Annotated in this window: 29 protein-coding genes; 7 read left to right on the top strand and 22 right to left on the bottom strand. The window is 60.3% G+C overall.

The window, feature by feature from the left end; translation table 11 throughout:
* Positions 1 to 84 precede the first annotated feature (84 nt).
* From AWJ14_RS17500 to AWJ14_RS17405, 20 genes are all read right to left on the bottom strand, one after another.
* Positions 85 to 636, bottom strand: coding sequence for a hypothetical protein (locus AWJ14_RS17500; protein ID WP_066182208.1), 552 nt, complete (start codon positions 634 to 636; stop codon positions 85 to 87).
* 62 nt (positions 637 to 698) lie between these two features.
* On the bottom strand, positions 699 to 1481 hold the full coding sequence (locus AWJ14_RS17495) for a hypothetical protein (RefSeq protein ID WP_066182204.1): 783 nt from the start codon (positions 1479 to 1481) through the stop codon (positions 699 to 701).
* Between the two features lie 19 nt (positions 1482 to 1500).
* A complete protein-coding gene (locus AWJ14_RS17490) occupies positions 1501 to 1962 on the bottom strand; it encodes a hypothetical protein (protein ID WP_066182201.1) in 462 nt (153 codons plus the stop codon).
* Between the two features lie 9 nt (positions 1963 to 1971).
* Entirely contained in the window at positions 1972 to 2337 is a 366-nt protein-coding gene (locus tag AWJ14_RS17485; protein WP_066182199.1) for a head-tail joining protein, read from the bottom strand.
* Positions 2334 to 4010, bottom strand: coding sequence for a peptidase G2 autoproteolytic cleavage domain-containing protein (locus tag AWJ14_RS17480; protein WP_083220337.1), 1677 nt, complete (start codon positions 4008 to 4010; stop codon positions 2334 to 2336). Before AWJ14_RS17480 ends, AWJ14_RS17485 begins: the two co-directional genes overlap by 4 nt.
* Positions 4011 to 4013: 3 nt before the next feature.
* Positions 4014 to 4340 carry a hypothetical protein gene (locus tag AWJ14_RS17475; protein ID WP_066182193.1) on the bottom strand — a complete coding sequence of 109 codons (327 nt, stop codon included), beginning with the start codon at positions 4338 to 4340 and terminating at the stop codon, positions 4014 to 4016.
* Positions 4341 to 4423: 83 nt separating this feature from the next.
* The gene (locus tag AWJ14_RS17470; RefSeq protein WP_066182191.1) at positions 4424 to 5425 is read right to left on the bottom strand and encodes a major capsid protein; all 1002 of its coding nucleotides are present in this window, start codon (positions 5423 to 5425) and stop codon (positions 4424 to 4426) included.
* Positions 5426 to 5460: 35 nt separating this feature from the next.
* Positions 5461 to 5829 (bottom strand): head decoration protein, encoded by a 369-nt coding sequence (locus AWJ14_RS17465; RefSeq protein WP_066182188.1) that lies wholly within the window; start codon positions 5827 to 5829, stop codon positions 5461 to 5463.
* A gap of 23 nt (positions 5830 to 5852) precedes the next feature.
* Positions 5853 to 6911 carry a hypothetical protein gene (locus tag AWJ14_RS17460; RefSeq protein WP_066182186.1) on the bottom strand — a complete coding sequence of 353 codons (1059 nt, stop codon included), beginning with the start codon at positions 6909 to 6911 and terminating at the stop codon, positions 5853 to 5855.
* A gap of 152 nt (positions 6912 to 7063) precedes the next feature.
* Complete coding sequence (locus AWJ14_RS17455; RefSeq protein WP_066182184.1) at positions 7064 to 7441, bottom strand: hypothetical protein; 378 nt, start codon at positions 7439 to 7441, stop codon at positions 7064 to 7066.
* The gene (locus AWJ14_RS17450) at positions 7438 to 7626 is read right to left on the bottom strand and encodes a hypothetical protein (protein WP_066182181.1); all 189 of its coding nucleotides are present in this window, start codon (positions 7624 to 7626) and stop codon (positions 7438 to 7440) included. The genes AWJ14_RS17455 and AWJ14_RS17450 overlap by 4 nt, the downstream gene beginning before the upstream one ends.
* A gap of 183 nt (positions 7627 to 7809) precedes the next feature.
* The gene (locus AWJ14_RS17445) at positions 7810 to 9414 is read right to left on the bottom strand and encodes a phage portal protein (protein WP_066182178.1); all 1605 of its coding nucleotides are present in this window, start codon (positions 9412 to 9414) and stop codon (positions 7810 to 7812) included.
* Position 9415: 1 nt separating this feature from the next.
* A complete protein-coding gene (locus AWJ14_RS22450) occupies positions 9416 to 9676 on the bottom strand; it encodes a hypothetical protein (RefSeq protein WP_066182174.1) in 261 nt (86 codons plus the stop codon).
* Between the two features lies 1 nt (position 9677).
* Positions 9678 to 11864, bottom strand: coding sequence for a terminase gpA endonuclease subunit (locus tag AWJ14_RS17435; RefSeq protein ID WP_066182171.1), 2187 nt, complete (start codon positions 11862 to 11864; stop codon positions 9678 to 9680).
* A 3-nt stretch (positions 11865 to 11867) separates the two neighbouring features.
* Positions 11868 to 12491, bottom strand: coding sequence for a terminase small subunit (locus AWJ14_RS17430; RefSeq protein ID WP_139112687.1), 624 nt, complete (start codon positions 12489 to 12491; stop codon positions 11868 to 11870).
* Between the two features lie 174 nt (positions 12492 to 12665).
* On the bottom strand, positions 12666 to 12953 hold the full coding sequence (locus AWJ14_RS17425; RefSeq protein ID WP_066182165.1) for a hypothetical protein: 288 nt from the start codon (positions 12951 to 12953) through the stop codon (positions 12666 to 12668).
* A complete protein-coding gene (locus AWJ14_RS17420) occupies positions 12950 to 13168 on the bottom strand; it encodes a hypothetical protein (RefSeq protein ID WP_066182162.1) in 219 nt (72 codons plus the stop codon). The genes AWJ14_RS17425 and AWJ14_RS17420 overlap by 4 nt, the downstream gene beginning before the upstream one ends.
* Entirely contained in the window at positions 13165 to 13428 is a 264-nt protein-coding gene (locus AWJ14_RS17415; RefSeq protein ID WP_066182159.1) for a hypothetical protein, read from the bottom strand. The genes AWJ14_RS17420 and AWJ14_RS17415 overlap by 4 nt, the downstream gene beginning before the upstream one ends.
* Complete coding sequence (locus AWJ14_RS17410; RefSeq protein ID WP_066182156.1) at positions 13425 to 13805, bottom strand: hypothetical protein; 381 nt, start codon at positions 13803 to 13805, stop codon at positions 13425 to 13427. Before AWJ14_RS17410 ends, AWJ14_RS17415 begins: the two co-directional genes overlap by 4 nt.
* Positions 13802 to 14182 carry a hypothetical protein gene (locus AWJ14_RS17405; RefSeq protein ID WP_066182153.1) on the bottom strand — a complete coding sequence of 127 codons (381 nt, stop codon included), beginning with the start codon at positions 14180 to 14182 and terminating at the stop codon, positions 13802 to 13804. The genes AWJ14_RS17410 and AWJ14_RS17405 overlap by 4 nt, the downstream gene beginning before the upstream one ends.
* 107 nt (positions 14183 to 14289) lie before the next feature.
* On the opposite strand from AWJ14_RS17405, the gene AWJ14_RS23140 reads away from it, so the two are divergent.
* Entirely contained in the window at positions 14290 to 14649 is a 360-nt protein-coding gene (locus AWJ14_RS23140) for an HNH endonuclease (RefSeq protein ID WP_083220335.1), read from the top strand.
* Positions 14650 to 14920: 271 nt separating this feature from the next.
* Here the strand turns inward: AWJ14_RS23140 and AWJ14_RS17400 are convergent, their stop codons facing one another.
* A complete protein-coding gene (locus tag AWJ14_RS17400) occupies positions 14921 to 15544 on the bottom strand; it encodes a hypothetical protein (RefSeq protein ID WP_066182150.1) in 624 nt (207 codons plus the stop codon).
* Positions 15545 to 15657: 113 nt separating this feature from the next.
* Positions 15658 to 16029 (bottom strand): hypothetical protein, encoded by a 372-nt coding sequence (locus AWJ14_RS17395; protein ID WP_066182149.1) that lies wholly within the window; start codon positions 16027 to 16029, stop codon positions 15658 to 15660.
* A gap of 166 nt (positions 16030 to 16195) precedes the next feature.
* Here AWJ14_RS17395 and dcm point away from each other — a divergent pair, with 166 nt between their 5' ends.
* From dcm to AWJ14_RS17365, 6 genes are all read left to right on the top strand, one after another.
* Positions 16196 to 17440 (top strand): DNA (cytosine-5-)-methyltransferase, encoded by a 1245-nt coding sequence (gene dcm / locus AWJ14_RS17390; protein ID WP_066182146.1) that lies wholly within the window; start codon positions 16196 to 16198, stop codon positions 17438 to 17440.
* Positions 17440 to 17916: a very short patch repair endonuclease gene (locus AWJ14_RS17385; protein ID WP_066182143.1), complete on the top strand. Its 477-nt coding sequence runs from the start codon at positions 17440 to 17442 to the stop codon at positions 17914 to 17916. Before dcm ends, AWJ14_RS17385 begins: the two co-directional genes overlap by 1 nt.
* A complete protein-coding gene (locus AWJ14_RS17380) occupies positions 17894 to 19120 on the top strand; it encodes a type II restriction endonuclease (protein WP_083220334.1) in 1227 nt (408 codons plus the stop codon). The genes AWJ14_RS17385 and AWJ14_RS17380 overlap by 23 nt, the downstream gene beginning before the upstream one ends.
* 90 nt (positions 19121 to 19210) lie before the next feature.
* Positions 19211 to 19411, top strand: a complete 201-nt coding sequence (locus AWJ14_RS17375) for a hypothetical protein (protein ID WP_245304347.1) — start codon at positions 19211 to 19213, stop codon at positions 19409 to 19411.
* 94 nt (positions 19412 to 19505) lie between these two features.
* Entirely contained in the window at positions 19506 to 20174 is a 669-nt protein-coding gene (locus AWJ14_RS17370) for a hypothetical protein (protein ID WP_066182137.1), read from the top strand.
* An 84-nt stretch (positions 20175 to 20258) separates the two neighbouring features.
* Positions 20259 to 21131, top strand: a complete 873-nt coding sequence (locus tag AWJ14_RS17365) for a nucleotidyl transferase AbiEii/AbiGii toxin family protein (protein WP_066182131.1) — start codon at positions 20259 to 20261, stop codon at positions 21129 to 21131.
* Position 21132 lies beyond the last annotated feature (1 nt).

The following is a 21132-nucleotide window of genomic DNA, read 5'->3' as shown; positions in this document are numbered from 1 at the left end:
GCGTCAGATCCCCCGCATGGCGACCAGTACGGCACTCAAACTCGACGGCCAGCTTGACGATGCGGACGAGCGCGCCGTCGAGGTTCAGGCCGCCTTTCGTCCACCTGTCCTTTTTGCCTTCGGCGACTGTGACTGCGCTGCCGGCTCCGTCGTCGACATCGAGTCCAAGATTCTGAAGATGATCGAGGACACGTTTGTCAGGCCCAGTTCCTGAAGTCGCTGGACCGTCTTGCCGAAAAAACTCTGGAGCGTCCCATGCTCCCTGAAGAGTGCCTCCGCGGCAGCGGCAGCGAGGTCGATACGGAAGTCGTCCGGCTTCGACAGCAGCGCTCGCTCGAATTCGATGTTGCCAGGGCGATCCATTGCGCATGCGCTGAACGCAGCCACGGCGGCAGGTGCGCGACGGCAGAGATGCAGGATAGCGTCACCCTTGTCGGCAGCGTCTTCCTTGCTGCCGTCGAGCAGCTCCAGAAGATCCGGGAAGCGTGCCATGAGCTCGCAGATCTCGGTGATCGTCGGGGCGCGGACGGCGAAAGTCAGCCCGCGAACGGTGACGGTGGTGCTTGTGTGATGGATCGCGGCGAGGACGTCTTCGGGCGACAGGATATCGAGATGGGCTGGGATGGTTTGGGACATGCGTTTCCTCCTTGACTGCATGTGACGGCGGGAGGAGCCGGATCACTCCGGCTCCCAAGAGATTAGGCGTTGACGATGGTTTCGAGACCCTGGAGAGAGCCGTAGCCCTTGGTCGCGGTCGTATAGACGGCACCCGTGAGTGACCCCACGTTGTTATTGGCGGTGTCACCCACCGAGTAGGCTCCGTTCGGCTGGAACTCAACGTCGGACAGCCTCATGTCCATGTCCTCACCCACGTCGGCGCAGTGGCCGATGTAGCGGAACTCACCCCGGGTGCCCGAAGTCTCAAGGATAGACAGGTCGATCAGCTTGTCGGCTTCGGTGATCGCGGGAAGCGAATACTCGATCTCAACATCGGCGGTTGCTCCTGCCGGAATGGCGAGGAACTCGATCACGCCCGTGGCCGGGTGGAACGTGTAGTGCGTGTCCTCAACATAGACTCCCGTTGCGCCGTCAGTTACCGCCGTTACAGTGCCCTTCTTGCCGGGCAGCTCTACAACATCTCCGGCGATGACATCCTCGACGATCAGCGTGTCCGACGGGACAGCCGACTGGGTCAGATACCCGGGCTTCGACATGAAGAGAGCCTGATACAGCCACTCCGTCCATGCGCTGATACCGTTCAGGACGACAGTGCCTTCCTTCGTCGTCGTAATCTTACGAAGCAACCTGCGGTCACCAAATTCGTTCGTATAGACATCAACTGTGGTGAGGTTCGGAGTGAATTCCACCGAGTCCACGGGGCCAATTTTGATCCACTTGGACGAATTTTCGGGGCGGAAGAGTGCGATGCCGCCCATCATCCTTTGCATTCTCGTGAGCGGACGTACAGGAAGTGTTGCCATTTTGTTCTCCTAACAGGAATCATGTGTGAAGGTTGATGTCGGGCGCGCTGTCGAGGGTCTGGATCTCGCACGTGTATGTCACGGTCTCGACGAGCAGGAGCCCGGATGCCGTCGGTTGCGCATCGATCGCGCTCGTCCCGGCATAGGCCCAGTTCGCGACCTTCCCGATCCCGAAATCCGGCTTCGTGAGAGCCTTTTCGACGTCGACGCAGACCGCATCGATTATGTCTTCCGCGTCGACCGTGTCTTCCTCGACACCGACCTGGATATCGATCTTGTAGCGACGAGTGACGGGGCGTTCACCAATGAAGCCGCCCGGGTTCGGCGACGATGCCTCTGTCACGGCAATCAGAGCGGCCGGATAGTTGTCGGCCTGGAAGTCGCGCGCATGCCGGGTCATGTTGTATGCACCCTTCACCGAAGGCACCGTCGACAGACGTGTCTTGATCGCGTTTCGGAGCTGTGTGCGGACGTGCGGCATGCGGTCGGGCTACCCAATCAACTTCAGTGTCAGAAGACCGTAACCGTCGTGGCTGCAAGATTCGACATCGTAGGAGCGGCCATCGATGATGAGCTCGTCGCGGCCGTCGTTGCGGAAGATCGCCTCCGCTTTGCCAGATGCCCGGCTCGGTTCCAGGCGCAGCGCGTCAGCCTTCGCGCAGACGGCGGTGGGCTTGCCGGACTGCTGCACGAAGCCATCGGCATCGACCTCTTCCGTCGCCTGGTGGAAGCGGACGACCAGCTCATCCGATGCCGTTGATCCATCATCCCGATGCCGGAGCCACACAGCAGGAGCGGTCTCGCGGAATGTGCGGGTCAGGATCCGTGGGAGGGGGGCGAAGACGCGGGCGGTCATCTGACGAGCCACTCCTCGACGTGCTCGCTCACGTCGGCGAGCTTGATCCAGCGAGACCCCGTCGGCTGACCCTTTCGGATGCGCAGCCGGCCGGTCAGGCCCACCGGAGACCATTCAGGACGCTGATCGCGGGGGATGTATTCGAGGTCTGGATCGAAATCGGGATTGAGTGTCGGGATCCCGTCCGAATCCTTGACGACACGTCCGAAAACATCGCGGACATACTTGCCCTGCCATGCATTCCAAGCGGCGTTGCCAAGCACCGATGGCGCTCCGGAAACTACGCCGATAGCGTCCTCGCCCGGAACCGCCAGACGGATCTTGTCATCGACGAGGACGACTGTGTAGCCGACTCTGTCTTCTGCATCCGGGTTGCCGTCGGACCACTCGAAAAGTTCCGCGTAGTCGGCTCCGTTGGCATTCCACGTCAGGTCGGCAAAAGCCTGACCGTCGCCGCGCAAGTTGAATTCCGTGTCCGGTGAAACCGTCGACTGAGAACGTGCCAAGAAGAATGAGTATGCGAGGTTCGAGCTACGTCCAACATCCACCTGCACCGCATTGCCGCTGTAATCGGCCGCCGTGCACGACGCAAAATAGGCTCCGAGCGAAGACTCTGTGACTTGAGCGCTTACGCGGCGTGAGGCGTTGATGCCGCCGATACCAAGGCCGATCTGATTGAAGCGGTATTCAAGGTTGCCAGCGCCGCTGACGTATTCGATCCCGAACTCTCCGGACGTCCGTCCGAACAAGCGCATGTACTGGGTCACGGCCGGATTCTTGATACTGACGACAGTGTTCTGTGCGGCTCCGCCATTCAGGGGTTCCGACGTGAAAGTCGTCGTCCCATTGACTTCCCAGCGTTGCACTCTGTAGTCGCCTGGCGCGACGGTGATGGGAAAGTTGGTACCTACACCGGTTGCCACCGAAGCGATGCGGTATTCGCCCGCCTTCTTCGAGACCAACACAAAGCGCTGCTCATAAGATCCATTTAGATGCTGAAGAGCCAGGGACGCCGTGTCCTCGCCGACCACGTTGGCTGGGTCGCCCGAAGGGCAAAGCGCCAGTCGGTTGGCTCTGTTGGCTACGTTTGGATACGAGGCAACGCTGCCCTCATCGTAATGCGAGTAAAATCCTTCATGGCGATACCGCACGCCCGTCGGTCCACCGATAACGATGCCACCGCCGTCGCTGATATAGTTGCCGTTGCCGTCGTCGCTCATTCGCCCGGCGTAAATGTAGTGCCCGGAGATATTTCCTGCGGCATCGTATGTCACCGCGTCATCAGCACTCGCGGCACCGACATCGGCAGCCGACAAAACGACCTCAGGACCAGTCTGACCGTTTACGCTAGTTATCGTGCCTCCTCCGCCACCACCGGACCCAGGAGGGCCAGTAATCTCGGAAAGCTGGACGAGATCGGCAAACTCGCCGCCCGTCTGCCGCCAGATGATAGCTGTGTCGGACTTTGACAGTTCGACGCTCTTGCCGTCGGCGCCCGGCTCACCCGGATTGCCGTGTTCTCCTTTTAGGGAGAGCAACCAAGCCGCCTCGTCGCCGACGAATCCTTCGGCGACAGCGACCTCATACGCGCTCTTGCCGTCAGCTCCCGCAGGGCCACGAGGCCCTGGAACGCCACTACCGGATCCTGTCGATGTCAAATTAGGAACCATCATCGATCAGTTCTCCATGACCCACACGACCGTGTCGGCCGTGGCGTTGAAATGCAGATCACGACTTCCGCCCGGCACGCCGAACGGCAGGTATCCGGGGAGCAGTGGCCACGCCTTCGCCGCGTCGTAAGCGGAGCCGCGCACCAGCGTCAGACCGGCAGCCGTTGCATCGAGACCGACTGCGATAGTCACGAGGGTCGTGGTGCCTGCGAGTGTGTGGGTGGCGGTGGTGTCGGCTGCGACCTCGATCGCGAAGACGCGAGCGGAATCGAGCAGAGCGACGTCAAAGGATTCGCCGAGGGCTGAGACGGGGGAGTCGATCGTGTTGGCCATGGGGCGGCTCCGGTGTGGATGGGAATGGAAGAGTGCGCAGCCGACACAAGGAGGGATGCCGGCTGCGCTGTGCCTCGTCTCGATTACGAGAAGAGGATTCTGACGATGGCGCGGGGCTTCTCGCAGTAAGCCAAGAAATTGGACTCTGCGGCCAGTTCCACGCCCTTACCGAACGGCATTGGCTCCGAAGCCATGTAGTACGGCAGGCCGATCGTGTTCGCGGCTTCCAGCGTGTCGGCCGGAGCGAAGTTGACCTTCAGAAGGCCAGCGGCATCAGGGATCATGTAGCCTTCGTCGTCCGGGATAGTTGTGAGTCCGTTTCCGAGGTCGGTGATGTCCACGCTCATGATCTCGATGTTGTCGGCGATCATGAAGCCCTTGCGGTTGTCGGCGCGGAGGAAGGCGCCATCCTGCCACCTGTCGTAGGCTTCCTTCAGCGAAGGATGGCTTACAAACCTGTCGAAGACGGCTGCCGGCAGCGGCACCTTCACCTTCGTGTACGAGTAGCCTGCAGTCTCCTTTTCGAGGAGGCGCTTGCCCTTGATCATCTCGTCGCGGAGATTCCGCGTGGCATCCGACAGGTCGATGGTGAACTCGTTGCGATCAACGCCGAATTCGTCAAACCAATCGTAGATGATGCTGCCGTCCTCGTCATAGAGAACGCCCTGGATCGCGCCCCACTTGCCGAAGTTCTGGGTGCGGTTGAGGTCGGACAGCATGTCGGTGCGCTTCTCGGCGAGCTTGGACTCGACCGTCTCCAGAGCATCGCTCGAGCCGAACTGACGGACACCCTGCACCTCGGACGCGAGGATCGCATCGTAGGTCGGGTAATGCGGCACGGCGAACGAACGCGCCCGGCGCTTCTTCGAAGAGATCGAGCGACCGACAGATCCTCGTGGAGCCGACTTGACGATACCGAGGCGACCGTCCTTCTCTTCCACCATCACCGTCAGGGTGTTGACCCCGGACTCCGTGAAGTTGGCGAAAAGGTCGACCGAAGTCGGCTCGACAGGCAGCAGGTTGATTGCGGTCGTCAGCGACGTGAAGCTGAAGATGTCCGACTTGAATACGTTTGCGAGATTCATTTTGAACTCCTGTTCGTGTTTTGTTCTCGCAACGCTTAGACGGCGTTACGGACCTTGATCTTGGACTTGGCGAGAAGTGGCTTGACCTCCGCGACCGTGAGACCGGATCCAAGAACGAGTTCCGAATCCTTGACGGCCGCAGTGTCAGCGATAACCGCCGCTGGGAAGGCCTCCGTACCGGAGCAGTTGCGGGCGACGATCGCGTAGGTGGCGTCGCCATCAACATCAGCGTCGACGAGAGCCTGCGTTGCCAGGGCGTAGTTGCCGCCCTCGTCAGAGATGACGACGGATCCGGATGCGTAGGTGCCGGCTGCGAGCGTGACGGTTTCACGGCTCATGCGGGTGTTCAGCTCTCCAATGAGGAATCCCTCATCGACCTTGCCCTGAGTGAGTACTGTTGCCATTGAGAAAACTCCTGTGTTGGCGCTTAGCGCTGCTTGTTTCTGGCGGCTGCTCGCTCGGCGAAGACGGCGGTCGCGTTGATGGATTCAGCCGAACGCTGGGCGACTGGCTTCACGACGACCGGGGTCTCCGAAATCGTGACGGCTCCGCGCTCGGCGATGGCACTGCGAACGGCCTTGCGGAGGTCCGCAGGCTTCGCCCGGAGCACGAGCATGTCGTCGACGAGCTTTCCGAGGCCGTAGCTCCGGGCGACCGTACGAATGGTCTCGGTCTCAGCCTTGTCCTCTTCGGTCTCGCCGTCTTCTGCTGCGCGTTCGACGGCATCCGTCTTCTCGTCCTCAGCCTTCGCGGCACCTTCGTCCTCGGCGGCGCGGGCAGTCCGGAGGGCGCGGACGCGCTCAACGAGTTCAGGTGCGGTGCCTTCGGCGGCAACGGCAGCATCTGCGGCTGCGATGGCGGCTTCGGCCGCGGCTACGATCTCTTCCAGATCCATGGGTGTCTCCTGTGATGGGGTTGTCGCCTCGGCCGCACGGACGGTGACCTTCGGTGGCGATGGGGTGTCCGCGCTGCGGATGATGGAATTCGGATCCGCCCCGACGGCAACGAGCGAGTAATCGGTGGCCAGGCTGCGCGTGATCAGGACGAGCGGAATGTCGTCAACGCGATCCACCCATTCGACTTCAAGGATGTCGGCACAGATGGAGCCTTGCCGATAGAAGCCGCGCTGAACGTCTTTCAGGCGGTACTCGTGATCGGACGCAAACATGGCCTCGCCGATGATCTGGCCGTCCTCTAGTCTGACGTTGTCGATCTTGCCAAGAATGGCTCCGATCCCCGCGTCCGTGCGGTGACCGTCGATCAGAGGCATGCCCTGAGCACGAGAGAGATCCACGCCTTCTGGGACGATGACCTCATCCACGAGAACCTTCTGGCCCGGATTGCGGGGGTCGTCGATCATCCTGCGCACGGGGGTGCCGGTGATCATGACGACCGTAAAGCTGCCAGTCTCTGCATTGACGGAAACCGGAACAGAAGAGATGTCAGCAGACGACAGCGCGCGCTTAACCGTGCCCGAATAGGACATGCAATTGGCTTTCGATGTCGAAGATTTGGATGGCATTCGCTCTTCTCAGTCGGTGTCTGGAGAGAGCGTTGCCTGGTCGTCTGCAAGATTCGAGACGGCATCACGAGAAAAATGAAAGCCCCCGGGTTGCGGGGGCTTCAGGTGTCGGGGCGTTAGCTGATCGGACGGGCGGCCTTGATCAGACGCTTGATCAGCTCGCGGGTTTTCACGGCATTGATCCACTCATCGCTTTTGAGAAAACCGATACACTCGGCGACGGTCACCTGACGTCCGATTGCATCGTCGATCGAGATCGCGAAGGCCCACTCGGGTGCTGCATCATCCGTGCGGTCGTAGAACATGATCTTCGACCGCAGTTCGTTCCCATCCTCGATCGCGCAGTAGATAGCGATGGTCGGGTGCGACACCAGTCCATCGATGCGATCGGCGCGCATAAGTGACTGGATGACTGCCTCCGTCGCCTCGAGGAAGTTTTTGATGACGAACGTGACGATGCCCGCGTTGGCGAGCTGGACGGGCTGCGTCTTCATGCCGACACCTCCGATTCCGATGCCACGATCGAGATGGAGTCGGCATCAATCGGCGCGAGGATAGCGCGGATGAAAGTTTCGAACGCCTCGTTCGTAACGGGCTCGATGCGGACGCGGGTCGTGCGGAGGTCCGCACTGATGAAAAAACGCTGACCGTCGAAGGTCATGAAGTCGCAGAGGTACACAGCACTAACTCCTTTGCCGTTGAGTACGGACCCAGGGAACCGGACCTCGTTCCTTCCGTCAACGATTTCTGTGCCTAAATCCGCAGAGAATAGCCGTTTTCTTTCAGCGACTTCGCTATTGTTGCAAATCCGCAATCACGGACATATGCATGAGTTTTTGACTGGCAGCGGCGGGATTTCGGATCACCCCGCCGACATGATCGATCCCGGATCCGATGCGCCGGATCCGTCGAGATTCTGCAGTTCGTCCTCGACCATCGACGACTGCAGGATGGCGTTGAAATCCAGGCCCTCGAGACCGCCGTAGACGTCGTACTTGAGGCCGAGACGCATCGCGCGCTGCTGGTCGAGAGCGTTCTCTTCGTCAATGTCCTCGACGTCGTCGCCAAACATCGAGGCAACTCGCTTCCGGGAGATCACGCCGATGCGGATCGCTTCCTTAAGAGCGGCGACTTCTTGCACGGGGTGTATGTGGCCCCGTGCGGGCGGCATGAATTCGACGTCGTAGTAGTCGTCGAGGGTCTTGTCCGGCTCCGGCTTCCACAGATCCGCGAGGTAACAAGCGTCTACGAAGCGCTTCCAGACCGGGCGGTAGAACTGCGAGATCATCAATTCCTGATTGGCTTCGATAGCGCGGGTCACTTCGAGATTGTTGGCGCGCCACTGCCTGTCATTCAGCTTCTCGAAATTGAGCGTGACGTGTTCGACCGACAAGCCGAAGCAGACTGCGACCTCGGTCATGCCCTCGCGACGATAGAGCGGGTAGTTCTGATCGGTGCCCTGCGGTTGGGAGAACTCGACTTCGTATCCGGGGTCCATCACGGTCCAGGTTCCGGGAGTCATGCCCGCGAAGTCGATGCCATTGTTGTCGACACCGTCAACGCCGAGTGTTGGCTTGCCGTTCTCACCAAGCGGAGGCTTGATGAATCCGCCGTGCATGGCTTGGCCTTTCTTGCGCTCCAACTCGGCCTCGTCGTAGGTCTTGAGGCTCTCGGATTTGTTAAGAGCGGGCGCACCCCACGGAAAGCCGCGCATGGCCTCCATCCTGTCAGGGCGGTAAAGGTGCAGCACTTCAGAGGCGGGAACCCTTTTCGGCAGGAACGACCGCTTGTCGATCCGGGCGAAATCGCGCGGGTGGTACTCGTACATCCAATACGCGTCCACGCGGTCGATCATGTTCTTTTCGACGCCGCTGATGATGATGTTTCCGTTCGGAGCCAACTCGTTCTTTTCGGGCGGCACGTATTCGGATTCGAGAGGCTGAAGCTGCAGAGGAACGCCGGAACGCATGTCTTCCTTGCGCCGCGGACGGAAGCGGACGAAGGCCTCGCCGTCTCTTGCCTCGGTCGACATCAACGCATGCGCCATCAGATGCAGATTGAGAACGCCGCGGGCATCCGCCTCGCGTTCCCATCGCCGCCAGAGCTTGCGCAGGACAGGATCCTTGATCCTCGGCTTGATGCCGTAGCCAACGACATTGTTCGCTACCTGGCGGCAAGCATTCGCCCAGAAGCCGTCATTCGCGAAGGTCCACCGGGACCGGCGCTGGATCTTCTGGAGTTCGCCATTGGCGGCGTTGGGGCCGTAGTCGGGCGCGTACTCGATCGAAGGGCTGTTGCTGGCGGCTTCGTAATATGTGCGCGAGGCGCCGAACCCGAAGCTTCCGCCGAGATCGGATTGGAACTGACGGACGATGCCGCGCGGGACGAAGCGAGATACCGCCTTGGCGACGGTCGAGATGGCTGTCGAGGACTTGGCGAATTTGGTGGTCGAAGTGCGAGCGGCCATGTTACCAGCCCCTCTTCGAGATCTGGCGGATACGGCGGAGAGCTGGCTGCTCGGCGGGGATGTCGGGCGAGTTCTTGCGATCCCAGGCGGCATAAAGGTCGGACAAGATTGCTTTGTAGTTGTCGCGCGACGTCCATGTGACGGTGCCGCCGCCGGGGCCTGCGGTGGATACCGACGCGGCTCCTGTCGAAATTCCCTGCTCGAGAGCGAGGATCGCTTCCCTGATCTCAAGAGCCGACCAAAGCTCACCAAACCTATTCATGCTACCTCCGCGGCCATCCCGCTTTAATCTGCTTCATGACCCTGCGAGGCTGCTGTTGCACCTCGACGAGGGTCGACTTCGTCGGCTTGGGCGCGACCTGAGCCACTGGGGGATCAGCCGTCTGCTCCGGGGCTTGCGCTTTCGCCGGGGATCCTCGCTTCGGCTTCTCGGGTTCGGCTAGAAGCGGACCGGCAGCCGCACGACGCTCTTGTGCGTGTGCCGACATGTCGATGCCGCGATAGCCGAGCTCTCCCGTCTCCGGATCGTGGATCGTCTCCGGTATCCCGAGGGTAGTGGCTGCAAGATTCAAGTCGCCCCACGCCCCGGTGTCAGAAAGCTGCAGACCCTTGAGAGCGGCGTAGGCGTATGCGAGGCAGACCCATTCCTCTTCCGCGCGGCGCCCGCGCTTCGGCTGCCAGTAATCGCCCGTCTTGAGCTTCTTCCGCTCCTCGCAAAGGAGCTTCTCAAGGTAGTCCGGCGGCATCGAGCGCGGGAACATGGGTGCGTAGTCGCCGTCCTGCTGCATGAGCCTGAAGACCGCGTCCTTCGCGAGGCCGGAGTCGATACGGTAGAACTGCGTACGCTTGATCTTGTTGGTGGTCGCCTTCGCTGGCCAGACGTAGGTACTGCGGGTTCCCTTGGCCTTGTTGTCGCCGATGATCGCCCAGACGCGCTCTCCGCGGAACGATGCGGCGAACGTGCGCACCTCGTCAGCGAAGCCGCCGTTCGAGTCCATGGCCGTGGCGATGACCTGCATGGTGCGGCCGTCGCGCCGTTTCCATTTCCTCCGGATGAAGGTCCTGACCTCCTCGTCGGAAGACGCGTCTCCGGGTTTGCCGAGGAACTTGTAGTGGCCGATCACGCGCATCTGTCCGTAGCGCGTCCAGCCGACCACGGAGAATTCACGGCTCGGGATCTCGAATCCTGTGCCCTTGCCCTCCTTGTTGCGCTGCGTGTCGCCTCCTGCTGTTAGCACCACGACATCGTCGGGGATCTCCTCCGGGTAATCCTTGAACAGGGTCGACACCGCATGTTCGTCGATGCCCTGGCCGATGTCGTCCCAGGGCTCCGCCATCTTGAAGGTCACGAACTCCTTCAGCTTCTGCGGGTCGCCCTGCGCCTCCAGCCACTGCTGTGCAAGCGTCTTCCAGGCGGCACCAGGCGACATCGATATCCATGAAGGCGCGTGGATGCCGACGTTGCCCGGCTGGGTCGGTACCGCCGTCGGGCGATACTCACCGGCTTCGATAATGGCTTCCTTCTCGTCCTCCCGAATGAAGCAGTCGCGGTCGGTGTCGCACTTGTAGTAGGCACGCTCGACATGGCCGTGCTCATCCAGATCCCACCGGAATCCGTACCGCGTCTTGTTGCTCCCCCACCGCAGTTCCTGCGTCGTCCGGCACTTGGGGCAGGTGATGAACAGCTTGCGTTTGTCGCTTGTCTGCCATTCCCGCCACACGACCGAGATGTCGCGGATGCCTGGCGTGGACCCGATGATCAGCTTCGAGTCCACGAAGTCGGTACCGCGGTTGCGGAGCTGTGAAACCTTGTCGCCTGCGGAATGGCCACGCGGCTGCCAACCATCTCGGTCGGCCTCGTCGGCAAGCTGGAGCCAGGAGGTGAACGACTGGAGGCTGTCTTCGTTGAAGGCGGCGCGGAGATAGGCGATCGCCCCGTTCGCATACCGCTGTTCTGACAAAGTACTTGCAGGCTCACCACGCTTGGGCTGACGGATGATGTCGGCGACCGCGCGCACGCTGCTGTAAAGGGACGCGATTTCGTCATCAAAGAAGCGTTTCGTGTCGCCTTCTGTCGGAAAGACCACGGATATACGCTTCGCCAGAACAGCCACGCAGTATGCGAAGATGACGCGAAGGAGCTTGGAGTAGCCGATCTGGACGCCCTTGAGGACTGTAACCTGTCGGCAGTGATGGTCATGGAAGACTGCGTTCCCAATCGCGCGCTGGTAGACTGAGAGGCGCATGGGACCGGCACGGGATGACTCCTGTGCGGTCAAGTGAACGTTATCATAGACCCAATCGACGAACGGTGGCCGTTCTGGCCATTTTAGGTAGGTGGCGCGGTACACCGCGAGAAGCTGCTTGAACTCCTGCAGTCCCTCGGCGAAGTCCGATGTCGCCAGGAGTTCGGTGGCCTCCGCTCTGATGTCGTGCAGGTTCAGGGTCATAGATCAGCCCTTGTGCCGCTTCTGAGCCTCATCCACGGCGACGAGTGCCTTGAGCGCGCTCTGGATCTGTTCATCGGCGATGGCGCGCACTCTGGCCGAAATCTTGGAGTCGACCTTTCCCGCGATGGTGTCTGGGATGGCACCAAGCCTGAGGGTCAGTTCGACATAGTCCTGGCGCATGAGATCGAGCATGTCGTGGATCTTGGCGACCATGCCGATGCTCTCAGCGGCGTCCTTCTCGCGGATGACCATGCGCGCCACCCAGTCTCGGCGCTCGGCTTCATCCTTGGTCACGGACTTCGTGTCGCCACCCAGCTTCTCGGCGACGTTGCGAGCCGCACGTTCCTCGAGCCACCGGACTGCCTCCGCGGAATCGATCACCCATGCGATACCGCGGTCTCTGTCCGCCTGTTCAACTGACGGCATGCCTTGATCCAGGTATTTCATCACCGTATTGCGGTCACGATTGAGGAAGGCTGCTAGCTGCTTGAGCGACATCTGCCTTGAGTTCGGGGAGTTTCTTGCGCCGCCTGCGGGTGCTGAATCCTCGTCGATCGTGAGCGAGGGGTGCGACCCGGATTCGGCCGATTTCAGCAAGGGGTCGGTCTTGGATCTGCGTGGTGCCATGAATGAAAAGTCCCGTGGTTGCTGGGACTAGCAGGCGGTCACCGTCTGCAAGATTCAACGCAGGTGATGGAGGGTGCTGATGTTGAATCAGATTTCAGAAATTTCGGCGGAGTGATCGACTGGGGTCGCGAATTACCCGCACTGGTCACACCCCCTCAGGAGCCTCCGGGCGGTTCATGGCCGCCAGAAGATGATCCGCTCTTTGTCGCCGTATGCGAACGGCGCGTGTTCATCCTGATCCGCGTCAGGCCAAGCCCATGGATCGATCACGTTGCCGCCAGGCGTAATGAAGTGCGCGATGTAGTCAAACTCGTCACCATCGTAAAAGACAGACACCTGCCAGCCGTCACGAGCGTCGAAGGTCAGTGTCGAATGCCACTGCACCTCAGGGACGGCGTGAGGGAATGGGGCGCTCTTCGCGATGTCGAGCAGGAAGTCGGCTGTGTATGGAGACGGGTTCATACCCCACCTCCCGCACGCGCAGCATCATCGGCCGCGATGATCTCCCGGGCGAATGCGACCCAGCTCTCCCACGACATCGTCGGTTCGCAGCACGGATCGCCAGTTTCAATGTAGTAGAGACCGTCAGCAGTGGCCCGATACATTTCCACGAGACCGCCGTCGGATTTGTGCGAGATCCGCTTCGGCAGCCGCTTGATGAATTCGAGATCGCTCATGCCGCTGCTCCAACGATGCCCGCCACCGCATCCTCGATAGCTTTGATGGTCGGCTCGTCGACGTCGTGGATATGCCCATGCATGATCTCGATGATGGCCTGACGTCCGACACCGGCGCGATCCGACAGGACATCGAGATCAACGCCATCCTCGACGGCGAGAGCGATCTGGTTGGCGCGCAGGTAGAGCTGACGGATGCGATCCCGAACTTCTTCCGGATGCCGGGACAGTGGGTCGTGTCTGATGAATTCGTTTGTCATGCCTGCTCTCCCGCACCTTTATCGGCAATCTCGACCCACTGCTCCCCACGCGGCGTCGTCCAGTAGACGAAGCCAGCGCACTCGAGGAGATTGCCGTGTGCGAGAACGTTCGCGACAAACTCGGCAGCAACTCGTGGATCTCGCTGGATGATCTCGGCGATACCCCGGAGACCGTCACCATGTCCCGTACCAATATCGCGCAGGACACTTGCAACGAAGCCGAAGACATCATCGCGGAAGCCACCAGTGCTGCCGACGAGATAGTGCATGACGGCATCGCTCTCGCTTTCGCAGTGACAGCCTTCTGGGTCGATTACGCCGCCGAGCGGATCAGGAGTGAACTCGATGCGGTTCTGGCTATTCAGGAAGCTGCTCATGCCGCAACTCCAGCACGAATTGCCTCGTATCTGTCTTCAGCGACATCGCGCTCGCGCTTGGCGTTGGCGACCTCCCAGTGGAGCTGGTTGTTTTCACGCTTCAGTCGCGCGACTGTTTCCACGAGGCCCATCACCTGCTGCCTGATCACCGCCCGCTCAACTTCCCGCGCGAACGCCACCAAGTCCTTGTGCTCGATGACGTCGAACCTCGTCCCCGACTGCGCCGTCAGCACATGATTACGGTGCCGTTCAGCGATCTGCAGGATCCGCTCGTCGGTCAGTGCTGGCTGCTTTCCAGCGGTTGCGTAGAGCACGTCCCAGCCATCTGGCATCTCGAGCAGCGTGCCCGGCTGCGGTGATTTGAATTCGTCGGCCATCCCATCCTCCTCGTTTCGGATACGAGAATGGTGTGCGCTGGCGGCGCGTGGCGCAAACGCCGGCGTAAATCGTATGATCGCGGTTTCTATGATTCGGTGGGGCAGGAATGGACGCGATCAACATCAAGACATGCACCAAGTGCGGCGGAACTCGCTTCAATGGTTGGGATCGCTGCATGGATTGCCGGAATGCCCGAGGGAAGGTTCGCCAGGCGAGGATGAAGGCAAACGGGGGGAAGCATACCGCTGCCGAGTGGAAAGCGCTCCTTGCTACAAGCTTAGCCTGCGCGGAATGCAATCGGCCTTGGGAAGAGATTCCGAAGCGCCCAGATCCCCGCTATAAGAACGTCTGGACCAAGGGCCATAAGATCCCGGTCTATCATGGCGGGACAGACGACATCTCGAACATCCAAGCCGAATGCTACGAGTGCAATTTCAGGAAGAACGCTGGGGCGTTGAAGCGCTAGCCATGGCGCGGAAGCGGCAGTTCCTGTTCGACACCTTCGAAGCCAGCATGATCGGCTACAATCGTGTGAAAAGCATCGATCCCACGGGCGAATGGCTGGGGGATCTGCGAGGAGATGGCTACGTCGTCGCGTGCTCGACACCGGCAGCATGGTTCGTGTGTCGAATATTCGGAGGGCGGCCACGGCGTCCTGGGCGACCTAGAAAGTAATCCGCCGCCGAGCTGGTGAGCCGGGCGGCGGTGTGTGAGACGGATACGGACAGATTGCCGAGTTAGGAGACCATTTCGGACACGCAGCCGTCCAGATAGGCACGTTGCGCGATCTGCAGGTCTACCAAGGCTCTCTCAAGCTCTTCGATATTGCGATCGGTGCTGTAGACAGTCCGCGTCACGCCATCGATCTTGATCTCGATCCTCTTGACCTTCGGCTCCTCCGGATCCGTGACTTCATACGGATCGGCATCCACATCGTATCCTTCAGGCAGCGTCGTCCAGGTGCCAGGTGCAATTTGGTCCTGCCGCGCCCGATCACGCGCATTCGCGGCATCCAGCTCAGCGACATCGATACCGAGAGCATCGGCGACGTCTTCACGTGTGGCTTCACCAGACTCGTAGTCGGCGATCGCGGCTTCCATGGACTTCACGGGATGCAGCCAGCCATATTCGTTATGCCAAGCAGACTTGGTGATATCTGCGGCGACCTCGACCTTCCGGCGGAGGTCGGTCGTCAGATCAATGGCCTTGGCCAGCCTCTCCAGCTCGTTGTCGCGATAGATCACGGAGCCTTCCTCATCGTCGAATGCCTTTGACCACTCTCCGGTCAAGCGCACACGCTCGTGATGCAGGGCGGCAACGACTGCGCCCCTCTCGTCTTCGTTCAAATTCAGTACCGGCATCACATCCTCCTCATATCGGTGCCCAGGAGAATGGTGTGCGCTGACGGTGCGCGGCGCAAACGCCGGCAGGATTCGATGGGCATGGAAAAGCCGCCCGGAGGCGGCTTGTGGGGTCAGACTGTCGGATCGTACCATCCGGTGTCGCGGAGCCAGTTGTGTCGAGACCGGATCATTTCATCTCCGGCTTTCCGTTCCGGATCATCTCGGGGAACGAAAAAGGCGGCCGCGACGTCGGGATCGGCAGGAACGACATCCAGGGCAACGAAGACATACCTGGTCAGATCCTCGGCAAGGAGCTTGGCTTCTTCCTGTGATCTGGCCGCCCTTACAAACTCGCCTTGGCAGAAGATGTCGCTTCTGATCTGCAACTGCCACGGCCACCGATAGGCTTCAGCCTCCCACGGCATGATGTCGAAAGCATGCTCCTGACCGACGAACCCGATCAATCTTTCCTCGTCAATCGACTTCCACTCAATGACGCTCATATCACCCTCCCTCTGTTCGGTGCCTAAGGAAGATGGTGTGGGCAATCGGTGCCGCGCGCAAACGCCGGCACAAATCCGGAACAATCTTGTTAATGTTCTCTTTCCGTTCTATTGGTAGAATCGTGCCGGGATGTCAGAAAGAGTCCCAGCGAATACGAGGTGAAGCATGTCCTATTTCTCTACCCTCCGCCAGAAGGCTGGCCTGAGCGTTCCTGAAGCAGCCGAACTCCTGGGTTATAACGAGCGTCAGGTCTACCGCTGGGAGAGCGGCGAAAACGTGCCGCGGAAGGTCGTTATGGACAAGCTTGAGTTCTTGCGACAGCAGCGCTGCCCGGCTGCGTCGGCGGAGCACTCCTTCACCTTTATCGACCTCTTCGCGGGCATTGGAGGGCTTCGGCGGGGGTTCGATGCCATCGGCGGCAAATGCGTGCTGACCTGCGAGTGGGACAAGCATAGTCAGCAGACGTATCGCGCGAATTACCCGGACGACCAGCACGAAATCCACGGCGATATCCGCCAGCTTCATGTCGACGACATCCCCGATCACGACGTCCTGCTCGGAGGTTTCCCGTGCCAGAGCTTCTCGATCGCAGGCGTCAGCAAGAAGAACGCTTTGGGCCGTCCTCATGGATTCGCATGCGAGACACAGGGCACACTGTTCTTCGAAATCCAGCGGATCCTTGAGGCGAAGAGGCCGAAGGCTTTCCTGCTCGAAAACGTCAAGAACCTCGTCAACCACGACAAGGGAAGAACGTTCTCGGTAATCAAGGACGTGTTGGAGAACCAGCTCGGCTACACGATCAAGTACAAGGTTCTCGATGCGAAATCGTGGCTGCCGCAGCACCGTGAACGCATCTTCATCGTGGGCTTTCGGCAGGATCAGGGCTTCAATTTCGAAGACCTGCAGATTCCCGATGTCCTGAAGGGGCCGACGCTGAAGACCATTCTGCATCCAGAAAATGGCGAGGAAGCTCCGGAGAAGCCGTATACAGACGGTAACATCGGTCGCGTCTCCGACAAGTACACCTTGACTGACAAGCTGTGGGCTTATCTGCAGGCCTACGCGGCTAAGCATAAGGCTGCGGGCAATGGCTTCGGCTTCGGCTTGTTCGGACCAGAGGGCATCTCTCGAACGCTGTCGGCGCGCTATCACAAGGACGGCTCCGAGATCCTGATCAGCCGCGGCGACGGCCGCAATCCGCGCCGCCTCACGCCGCGCGAATGCGCTCGGCTGATGGGATTCGACGGCCCGGGAGAGAGCAACTTCCGCATCCCGGTTTCTGACACCCAGGCTTATCGCCAGTTCGGAAACAGCGTAGCCGTTCCCGCGGTCAAGGCCGTGGCCGAACTCATGAAGCCGTATATCCTTGACTACCAAGAGGTTGAAGAAGTCATCCTCAAGCGCGCCTGATGACGGACGTTGTTTCGCCTGAAAGGCGCAGTCAGATGATGGCTGGCATCAAGGGCAAGAACACGCAGCCCGAGATCGCCATCCGGAAGGCGCTGTTCGCACTCGGGTGGCGCTACCGGATCCACGACAAGCGGCTCCCAGGAAAACCCGATCTCGTCTTTCCGGCGCGCAAGGCCGTGGTCTTCGTGGATGGCTGCTATTGGCACGGGCACGATTGCCATCTTTTCAAGCTGCCGTCGTCGCGCACCGAGTTCTGGGCCGAGAAGATCGAAGGCAACCGGCAGCGTGACAAGCGTGTCCGAAACGAGCTTCAAGCATTGGGATGGCGGCATCTGACGGTGTGGGAATGCGCGCTCAAAGGACGGACCCGATTGCCATTTCCCGTTGTAATCGACAGGATCCGGGCGTGGCTCGAATCAGCGGAGTCGACAGGGGAAATCGAGGGGATACGGGATGGCGATTGCCGACCTGAGTGATTGGATGGCCGACTTCGGAAAGCCGGGCTATCTGTGGTATGCGAAACGCCTTTCCGGCAATGACACGCTAGCCAACAAGAGCCACCAGGCTGGGCCATACATTCCCAAGCAGGTGTTGTTCGAAGTTCTCCCGAGCATCAATCGCCCAGAGGTCGAAAGACCCGACGCCTTCTTCGAGTTGTATCTCGACTCCCATCCGGAAGTCAGAACGATCAGAGCTATCTGGTACAACGGCAAGCTACACGGCGGCACGAGAAACGAAACGCGCCTGACGGGCTTCGGTGGCGCTCAGTCTGCTCTCCTCGATCCCGACAGCACTGGTGCACTCGCGATCTTTGCTTTCAAGGTCGAGACCGAAACCTCACCGGCTGAATGCCACGTCTGGGTATGCGGCGGCGAAGGGACGGAGGCGGACTTCGTGGAAGAGCGTCTGGGTCCGGTTGAGCCTAAGATTCCCGTGATCTGGAGGCCAGGCGTTTCGGATCCGCAAGCTGATCTCTTCACGGCAGTGCCGAGCCGCGCGTCATGCTGGCTGCAGCCAAGCGAGATACCTGAAGCATGGTTGACCGCGTTTCCGACAGGACGAGAAATCATCGAGAGGACGATCAGCTTGCGTCCGGCAAGCGCCATGCCCGTCGATGTCCGACTGATGCTTCGACGCGCCTGCGAGTTCGAGATCTTTAAAAGCATCGAAGAGGCTTCTTGGCTGCCGAAGATCAAAGAAGGATTCCACTCGATCGACGGGTTTTTGGGGATGGCAAACACCATCCTACAGAGCCGCAAGTCCCGAGCCGGGAAGTCCTTGGAATATCACACCGCAGCTCTCCTCGAAGAAGAGGGTCTGGCACCGGGGACGGCGTTCGTGCACAACCCCCTCATCGAAATCAACAAGAGGCCGGATTTCTTGTTCCCAAGCGTTGCGGCGTACGAGGACAATTCGTTTCCAGCCAACCGCTTGCGCATGCTCGCCGCGAAAACGACCTGCAAGGACCGATGGCGGCAGATTATCAACGAGGCCGACCGCATTCAGACGAAGCACCTGTTGACCCTGCAGGAGGGCGTGTCGGAACCGCAGTTCAACGAGATGGTCGAAGCGGGTGTTCGCCTCGTTGTGCCGTCTGGTATACACGGTTCCTATCCAGAGGCCGTCCGACCGCATCTGATAACTCTCGAGGAGTTCATCGGCGACGTCCGCACAGCATGAGAAACGACATTGGCGACTTTACCAAATCCAGTCCTCCCGGATGGCGACTATCCGTTCATCGACCAGCGGTACCCGCTCTCGGAACTTGCCATGATAGAGGTGCCCGCACCCCTGCAGGAAATCCTTGTCACCCAGTCGGAGAAGAACGGTGAGCCCATCATTAGGGATATCCCAGTCGAATTGCGCTGCACCTCCGATCAGTTCGGGGAGGCCACGTTCCTGATCTACTGGCCGCACGGCCACAAGATGCACATGCTCGCGCCTTCGAAATTCCGAACTGGCAACGCGTAACGATCGCACATCCGTAACCATTCCTCCATCCTCCGCGTTGACTGGGTGCCACTTTTCTGTCACCCAGTAGTCATTGAGACTGACGGAGACGGCTATGGCTAGGCGGGTATGGACAACGGACGACTTCCAGAGATGGCTTTCCGCGTCCGGTCTGTCTGCTCCCCAGCTCGCCGCCGTGCTCGACGTCTCCGAGCGCACAGCGAAACGCCTTCGCTCCGGCGAGGTCGGCGTCAAAGACGCAATGACCGCACGCGCCCAGGAATGGCTCGGGCAATCCCGCACGACGACAGGTCGCGATGCCGAGTTGCTGGACTCGTACGCCGCTCAGGCCGACTGGGCCGATCTCTGCGCCGCATTTCCGAATGCGCACATCACGGGCATGCAGTCAGCGATCGCCCGGGGATGGACATCGGCGAACAGCCACGGGTTCCGGCAGCTCTCCCAGCCCGAGCGGATGCCGCAACCACCGAAGTGGCAGGACTTCGATCTGGAGTGGATCCACGGCGTCGACTTGCCATGGGGCGTGGAAGTCAGGGAGGACACGGATGGGCGGCCGTATCGTGTCGCGTCGGCGGAGAGGACGTTGCTCGAGCTGGCGATCAATGAATCCATGTTCGGCATCGACGACGTCGAGGAGTGCTACCGCGGTGCCTTCGCTGATGGTGGCACGCGCCCGGATGTCGTGCTCCTGAGGATGAAGGCTCGGGAGCGCGGAGAGAAGCCTGCCGACCAAGTCTACTACTACCTCCGCCATTTCATCTAAAGCCGCCGGCGCGTTTGCGCCATGCACGGCCGACGACAACCATGCTCATCAAGAGATCACTACGTGATGTTTTGGAGAGCGAAAATGTCGGATACGCACACCATCGGCGAACGGAATGCAGCGAAGCTGAACGCCCGCTTCAGGAATCGCGGTCAGGATGTCCCCCAGGGCTTCCAGAGGTATGCGCAAGAGCGTCTGGCATGCCGACTGCAGGCGTTCGAAGAAGGTCGTCACCTGGTTGTCACAGGCGGCTGTCTCTATCACTGGTGCCCAACGATGTCGGACATGGATCGCCCGACGAGCGACATCGACCTTCACACCTACGAAGTCCGTTCGCACGAGGATATCCTCGATCTCTTCCAGCGCGCGGTGACGGTCGAAGATAGCGACGGATTCCGGTTCGAGATCACCAAGACGTCGGAGCTGGAACACGAGCACAGCGAGTACCGTGGCCTGCGCATCTACATCACGGGATTCCTCGGCAAGACGCGCGTCACGACCTACGCCGATATCAGCATAGGCGGAGAGCCGCCGATAGGACTGCGGGAACTCCCGATCATCCCGATGCTCGAAGGCCAGACGTCGGCGACGATAAAGGCTCAGCCGTGGGAGTACTGCATGGCTGAGAAGCTGCACGGCATCGTCACCAGAGGGCTGACGAATACCAGGATGAAGGATTACCGGGATCTAGTGCTTCTCAGCCGCAAAGGATTCGATCCTGAGAAGGTGCGGAATGCGATCGAGCACACCTTCAGCCAGTGCCGGACGGAGATGCCACAGGAAACACCTGAGGGACTGATGCCCGTGTTCTCGAAGGCCAAGCAGTCTGAGTGGGAGCGGCACCTGAGGAAGAACAAGGTCACCGGCTGGCCGCAGGACTTCGGCATCGTGGTCGACGAGCTGAGGACGTATTTCAGCGACAAGCTGACTCCGGCCTACGCGCCAGCCTACAACTGAC

The sequence above is a fragment of the Parahoeflea olei genome, assembly GCF_001703635.1.
GTDB lineage: Bacteria > Pseudomonadota > Alphaproteobacteria > Rhizobiales > Rhizobiaceae > Hoeflea > Hoeflea olei.
Note: the sequence above shows the minus strand (reverse complement) of the source record. Positions and strands in the feature narration are given on the sequence as shown.

Excerpts from the sequence above, each read along its gene's own strand:
- AWJ14_RS17470 (WP_066182191.1), bottom strand. The coding sequence starts at position 5,425 with ATGAATCTCGCAAACGTATTCAAGTCGGACATCTTCAGCTTCACGTCG.
- AWJ14_RS17480 (WP_083220337.1), bottom strand. The coding sequence starts at position 4,010 with ATGATGGTTCCTAATTTGACATCGACAGGATCCGGTAGTGGCGTTCCA.
- AWJ14_RS17445 (WP_066182178.1), bottom strand. The coding sequence starts at position 9,414 with ATGGCCGCTCGCACTTCGACCACCAAATTCGCCAAGTCCTCGACAGCC.
- AWJ14_RS23140 (WP_083220335.1), top strand. The coding sequence starts at position 14,290 with ATGGACGCGATCAACATCAAGACATGCACCAAGTGCGGCGGAACTCGC.
- AWJ14_RS17395 (WP_066182149.1), bottom strand. The coding sequence starts at position 16,029 with ATGAGCGTCATTGAGTGGAAGTCGATTGACGAGGAAAGATTGATCGGG.
- AWJ14_RS17455 (WP_066182184.1), bottom strand. The coding sequence starts at position 7,441 with ATGAAGACGCAGCCCGTCCAGCTCGCCAACGCGGGCATCGTCACGTTC.
- AWJ14_RS17475 (WP_066182193.1), bottom strand. The coding sequence starts at position 4,340 with ATGGCCAACACGATCGACTCCCCCGTCTCAGCCCTCGGCGAATCCTTT.
- AWJ14_RS17485 (WP_066182199.1), bottom strand. The coding sequence starts at position 2,337 with ATGACCGCCCGCGTCTTCGCCCCCCTCCCACGGATCCTGACCCGCACA.
- AWJ14_RS17400 (WP_066182150.1), bottom strand. The coding sequence starts at position 15,544 with ATGCCGGTACTGAATTTGAACGAAGACGAGAGGGGCGCAGTCGTTGCC.
- AWJ14_RS17380 (WP_083220334.1), top strand. The coding sequence starts at position 17,894 with ATGGCGATTGCCGACCTGAGTGATTGGATGGCCGACTTCGGAAAGCCG.
- AWJ14_RS17430 (WP_139112687.1), bottom strand. The coding sequence starts at position 12,491 with ATGGCACCACGCAGATCCAAGACCGACCCCTTGCTGAAATCGGCCGAA.
- AWJ14_RS17405 (WP_066182153.1), bottom strand. The coding sequence starts at position 14,182 with ATGGCCGACGAATTCAAATCACCGCAGCCGGGCACGCTGCTCGAGATG.
- AWJ14_RS17370 (WP_066182137.1), top strand. The coding sequence starts at position 19,506 with ATGGCTAGGCGGGTATGGACAACGGACGACTTCCAGAGATGGCTTTCC.
- AWJ14_RS17500 (WP_066182208.1), bottom strand. The coding sequence starts at position 636 with ATGTCCCAAACCATCCCAGCCCATCTCGATATCCTGTCGCCCGAAGAC.
- AWJ14_RS17460 (WP_066182186.1), bottom strand. The coding sequence starts at position 6,911 with ATGTCCTATTCGGGCACGGTTAAGCGCGCGCTGTCGTCTGCTGACATC.
- AWJ14_RS22450 (WP_066182174.1), bottom strand. The coding sequence starts at position 9,676 with ATGAATAGGTTTGGTGAGCTTTGGTCGGCTCTTGAGATCAGGGAAGCG.
- AWJ14_RS17365 (WP_066182131.1), top strand. The coding sequence starts at position 20,259 with ATGTCGGATACGCACACCATCGGCGAACGGAATGCAGCGAAGCTGAAC.
- dcm (WP_066182146.1), top strand. The coding sequence starts at position 16,196 with ATGTCCTATTTCTCTACCCTCCGCCAGAAGGCTGGCCTGAGCGTTCCT.
- AWJ14_RS17415 (WP_066182159.1), bottom strand. The coding sequence starts at position 13,428 with ATGACAAACGAATTCATCAGACACGACCCACTGTCCCGGCATCCGGAA.
- AWJ14_RS17490 (WP_066182201.1), bottom strand. The coding sequence starts at position 1,962 with ATGCCGCACGTCCGCACACAGCTCCGAAACGCGATCAAGACACGTCTG.
- AWJ14_RS17425 (WP_066182165.1), bottom strand. The coding sequence starts at position 12,953 with ATGAACCCGTCTCCATACACAGCCGACTTCCTGCTCGACATCGCGAAG.
- AWJ14_RS17465 (WP_066182188.1), bottom strand. The coding sequence starts at position 5,829 with ATGGCAACAGTACTCACTCAGGGCAAGGTCGATGAGGGATTCCTCATT.
- AWJ14_RS17385 (WP_066182143.1), top strand. The coding sequence starts at position 17,440 with ATGACGGACGTTGTTTCGCCTGAAAGGCGCAGTCAGATGATGGCTGGC.
- AWJ14_RS17420 (WP_066182162.1), bottom strand. The coding sequence starts at position 13,168 with ATGAGCGATCTCGAATTCATCAAGCGGCTGCCGAAGCGGATCTCGCAC.
- AWJ14_RS17495 (WP_066182204.1), bottom strand. The coding sequence starts at position 1,481 with ATGGCAACACTTCCTGTACGTCCGCTCACGAGAATGCAAAGGATGATG.
- AWJ14_RS17375 (WP_245304347.1), top strand. The coding sequence starts at position 19,211 with ATGATAGAGGTGCCCGCACCCCTGCAGGAAATCCTTGTCACCCAGTCG.
- AWJ14_RS17410 (WP_066182156.1), bottom strand. The coding sequence starts at position 13,805 with ATGAGCAGCTTCCTGAATAGCCAGAACCGCATCGAGTTCACTCCTGAT.
- AWJ14_RS17435 (WP_066182171.1), bottom strand. The coding sequence starts at position 11,864 with ATGACCCTGAACCTGCACGACATCAGAGCGGAGGCCACCGAACTCCTG.